Source organism: uncultured Microbacterium sp., assembly GCF_963521695.1.
GTDB lineage: Bacteria > Actinomycetota > Actinomycetes > Actinomycetales > Microbacteriaceae > Microbacterium.
Window position 1 is genome coordinate 1 of sequence record NZ_CAUQWC010000324.1, and the last position, 2,888, is coordinate 2,888.

At 71.0% G+C, this 2,888-nt stretch carries 4 protein-coding genes and 1 tRNA gene; 3 read left to right on the top strand and 2 right to left on the bottom strand.

Features of this window, described 5'->3' with window-relative positions; translation table 11 throughout:
• The first annotated feature begins 142 nt into the window (after window positions 1-142).
• A tRNA-Gly gene (locus RWP81_RS15880) sits at window positions 143-213 on the top strand.
• 309 nt (window positions 214-522) lie between these two features.
• Window positions 523-729, top strand: coding sequence for a hypothetical protein (locus RWP81_RS15885; protein ID WP_314457729.1), 207 nt, complete (start codon window positions 523-525; stop codon window positions 727-729).
• A gap of 46 nt (window positions 730-775) precedes the next feature.
• Here RWP81_RS15885 and RWP81_RS15890 read toward each other — a convergent pair whose 3' ends face one another.
• Both RWP81_RS15890 and RWP81_RS15895 read right to left on the bottom strand, forming a co-directional pair.
• Window positions 776-1,537, bottom strand: a complete 762-nt coding sequence (locus tag RWP81_RS15890) for an SDR family oxidoreductase (RefSeq protein ID WP_314457730.1) — start codon at window positions 1,535-1,537, stop codon at window positions 776-778.
• Window positions 1,538-1,847: 310 nt separating this feature from the next.
• On the bottom strand, window positions 1,848-2,210 hold the full coding sequence (locus RWP81_RS15895) for a hypothetical protein (RefSeq protein ID WP_314457731.1): 363 nt from the start codon (window positions 2,208-2,210) through the stop codon (window positions 1,848-1,850).
• 125 nt (window positions 2,211-2,335) lie between these two features.
• On the opposite strand from RWP81_RS15895, the gene RWP81_RS15900 reads away from it, so the two are divergent.
• A partial coding sequence (locus RWP81_RS15900; protein WP_314457732.1) for a YdeI/OmpD-associated family protein occupies window positions 2,336-2,888 on the top strand: 553 nt, incomplete at its 3' end.

Consider the following 2,888-nt stretch of genomic DNA (forward strand, 5'->3'; position numbering starts at 1 on the left):
CATCCGTTCGCCGAGACCGCACGGGTTTGACGGCAATCGCCTACGTCCTCGGCGAACGGATGCGGTCTCGAGCACGGATGTCCGGATGCCACGGGATGCGGACCGGACGCTGTTATGCTGGCCGGGTTGCCGCGAGGCATCCGGGGCTGTAGTTCACTGGCAGACCTTCTGCTTCCCAAGCAGATAGCGCGGGTTCGCGTCCCGACAGCCCCTCAAAGCCCTCACGGGTGGCCATCGGCCGCCCGGGAGGGCTTTCATGTTGCCGTGAAGCGAACCCTTGGGTGGGCCCACGCCGCCGGAGGCTCCGCGCGTCGCGAAGCGACGTGTGGAGGGGCGGTGGGGACGATTCCCGTCAGCCCCTCCAAAGGTCCGACATGCCGGCGCAGCCGGTGTGGCGGACCTTTCGCGTGGGTGCCGTAGGAACCGATCCCGCAGCGGGTGGGCCCACGCCGGAGGCTCCGCGCACGCCTATCCGTCCTGCGGAGGATACGAACGCACCGACCCTTTGCCTACCGTGGGGGGATGACCAAACCCGAGAACCCCTCACAGGTCGCGGTCTGGCTGTTCATCGCCGCCACCTTCGCGTTCACGCCCTCGTCGCTTTTCGGGCTCGAAGGGCTCTGGCGGTGGAACCTCGCCGCGCTCGGGTTCCTCCTCATCATCGCGGGAGGGGTGCGCCTCGGCGTCGAGCTGCGTGGGCGTCGCCCGACGGCACCTCCCGAGGAGTGACTGCCGACCCTCGAGTCGGCGCCGCACGGCCGCGCACCGGGGGCGTTCAGCTGCGCAGGTGCGACGCGCCGTTCAGGTCGAGGATGGCACCCGACGCCCACTGCGAGCGGGGCGAACTGAGATAGACAACGGCATCCGCCACCTCTTCCGGAGTCGCGACGCGCCCGAACGGACTCTGATCCCGGATGCCGTCGCCCGCCGCGCCGGCCAGCTTCTGCTGCTGCCGATCGGTGCCGACGAAACCGGGCGCGACACTGGTGACGGCGATGCCGTGGGGCGCGAGAGCGACGGCGAGGGATTGACCCATCGCGTGCAGGCCGGCCTTCGCGGCGCCGTAGGCGGGGAACTCGGGCTCGCCGCGGAACGCTCCGCGGGAGCCGACGTTCACGATCGCCCCCGGCAGGCCGCGTTCGATGAGCGAACGCGCCACCAGGAAGGTCATGTTGGCGGGAGCGCGCAGGTCGACATCGACCATCTGCTCCCAGATGCGGTGCCAGGTGGCGTAGTCGACGGTGGAGATCGGGTGAGAGGTCGACGCGTTCGGCGCGATCGCCGCGTTGTTCACAAGCACGTCGATCCGCCCGAACGCCTCGAGGGCGTCGCTCACGACGCGCTCCGCCGTCGCCGGGTCGGAGAGGTCGCCGCCCACGACGAGATGTCCCTCGCCGGAGAGGAGCGCGAACGTCTCGTCCGCGGCATCCCGATCGTGGCCGTAGTGGACGGCGACGCGATCCCCGCGCTCGCTGAGGGCGACGGCGATGGCCCGGCCGATCCCGCGGGAGGCGCCGGTGACGAGGGAATGAAGCATGGCCTCATCCTCTACGAACCGAGCGTTCGGGCGGCGACGCGAAACGGCGACACCGCCCGAACTGTCCGGGGCTCTCACGTCGGGGTGATGAACCGGTCACGCCCGCCGTGGAGCCCTCACGTTACGTCGACGTCACGCGGCGGAGGCCCGCTTGACGAGCTCCCCCGGCGGGTGCGGGGCCTCGTTTGGGGCAACTTCCGCGCATTGGGGCGCGATTCTCTTGCCCCGAGCGGCGAAACCCGCCCCGGGGCGTGGGGCGCGAATCATCCGCCCCGAACGGCGGAACCCGCCCACACCGACGGACCGGGGGTCAGGCGCGGGTGAAACCGTCGAGGTCGGGGTCCCAGAAGGCGTCCGGGTTGTCGGAGTCGACCGTCTGCTCGTGCGCGATCGCAGGCGCGTGCGGAAAACGCTGGTGCTGGCGGAGCTCCTCGGCGGCCCACGCGAAGTCGGGCTCGTCACCGGCCCAGTCGCGGGCCGGCGCGCTCAGCACGTCGTTGCCGACGCCGATGACCAGCTCGGCCTGCTCGGTCTCGCCCGTGGCGGTGACGATCGGGATGCTGACCGCCTCGGCCTGCCCGTCGGCGGCGATCGACGCCGTCAGCTGCACGAGCGCCTCGGCGACGTCGTCGGTCGTGGTCACGGTCTCACCGGCATAGGTCACAGATCGCATTCCTCCATCGTGGCGGCGGCGGCAACCGGGGAGGGGCCGCTTGCCCCGCGGACCGTCACTCCGGTAGGGCCCGGATGTCGGAGGTGCGCGCTACGTTCTCAGACACGACGTGAGGAGCGCGATCCATGGCAGACATCCCCGAACTGATCGTCGCCGACGTCGAACGGTGGCGGGCGTGGCTCGATGAGAACGAGAGCGTGAGCGACGGCGTACGCGTGGTGCTCGCGAAGAAGGGCATCACCACCCCCACGACGCTCACCTACGCCGGCGCACTCGACGAGGCGCTCTGCAGCGGATGGATCGACGGTCGCCGGCAGTCACGGGATGCCACGACCTTCTGGCAGCACTTCACGCCCCGCCGCTCGCGGTCGCTGTGGTCGACGCGCAACGTCGAGATCGTGGCCCGCCTGGCCGACGAGGGGCGGATGCGCCCGCGCGGGGCCGACGAGATCGCGAAGGCCCAGGCCGACGGGCGGTGGGATCGCGCGTATGCCGGTCCCGCGACGATCGAGGTTCCGTCGGATCTTCAGGCGGCCCTGGATGCCGTGCCTGCGGCCGCGCGCGCGTTCGCCGCACTGAACAAGACGCAGCGGTACTCGGTGCTGCACCCCGTGGTCACGGCGACGACCGACACCGTCCGCGCGGCGCGCATCGCGCGACACATCGCGCGGTTGGAGG

Bases quoted from the DNA above. Each gene is read 5' to 3' on its own strand.
- RWP81_RS15885 (WP_314457729.1), top strand. From the start codon at position 523: ATGACCAAACCCGAGAACCCCTCACAGGTCGCGGTCTGGCTGTTCATC.
- RWP81_RS15890 (WP_314457730.1), bottom strand. From the start codon at position 1,537: ATGCTTCATTCCCTCGTCACCGGCGCCTCCCGCGGGATCGGCCGGGCC.
- RWP81_RS15895 (WP_314457731.1), bottom strand. From the start codon at position 2,210: ATGCGATCTGTGACCTATGCCGGTGAGACCGTGACCACGACCGACGAC.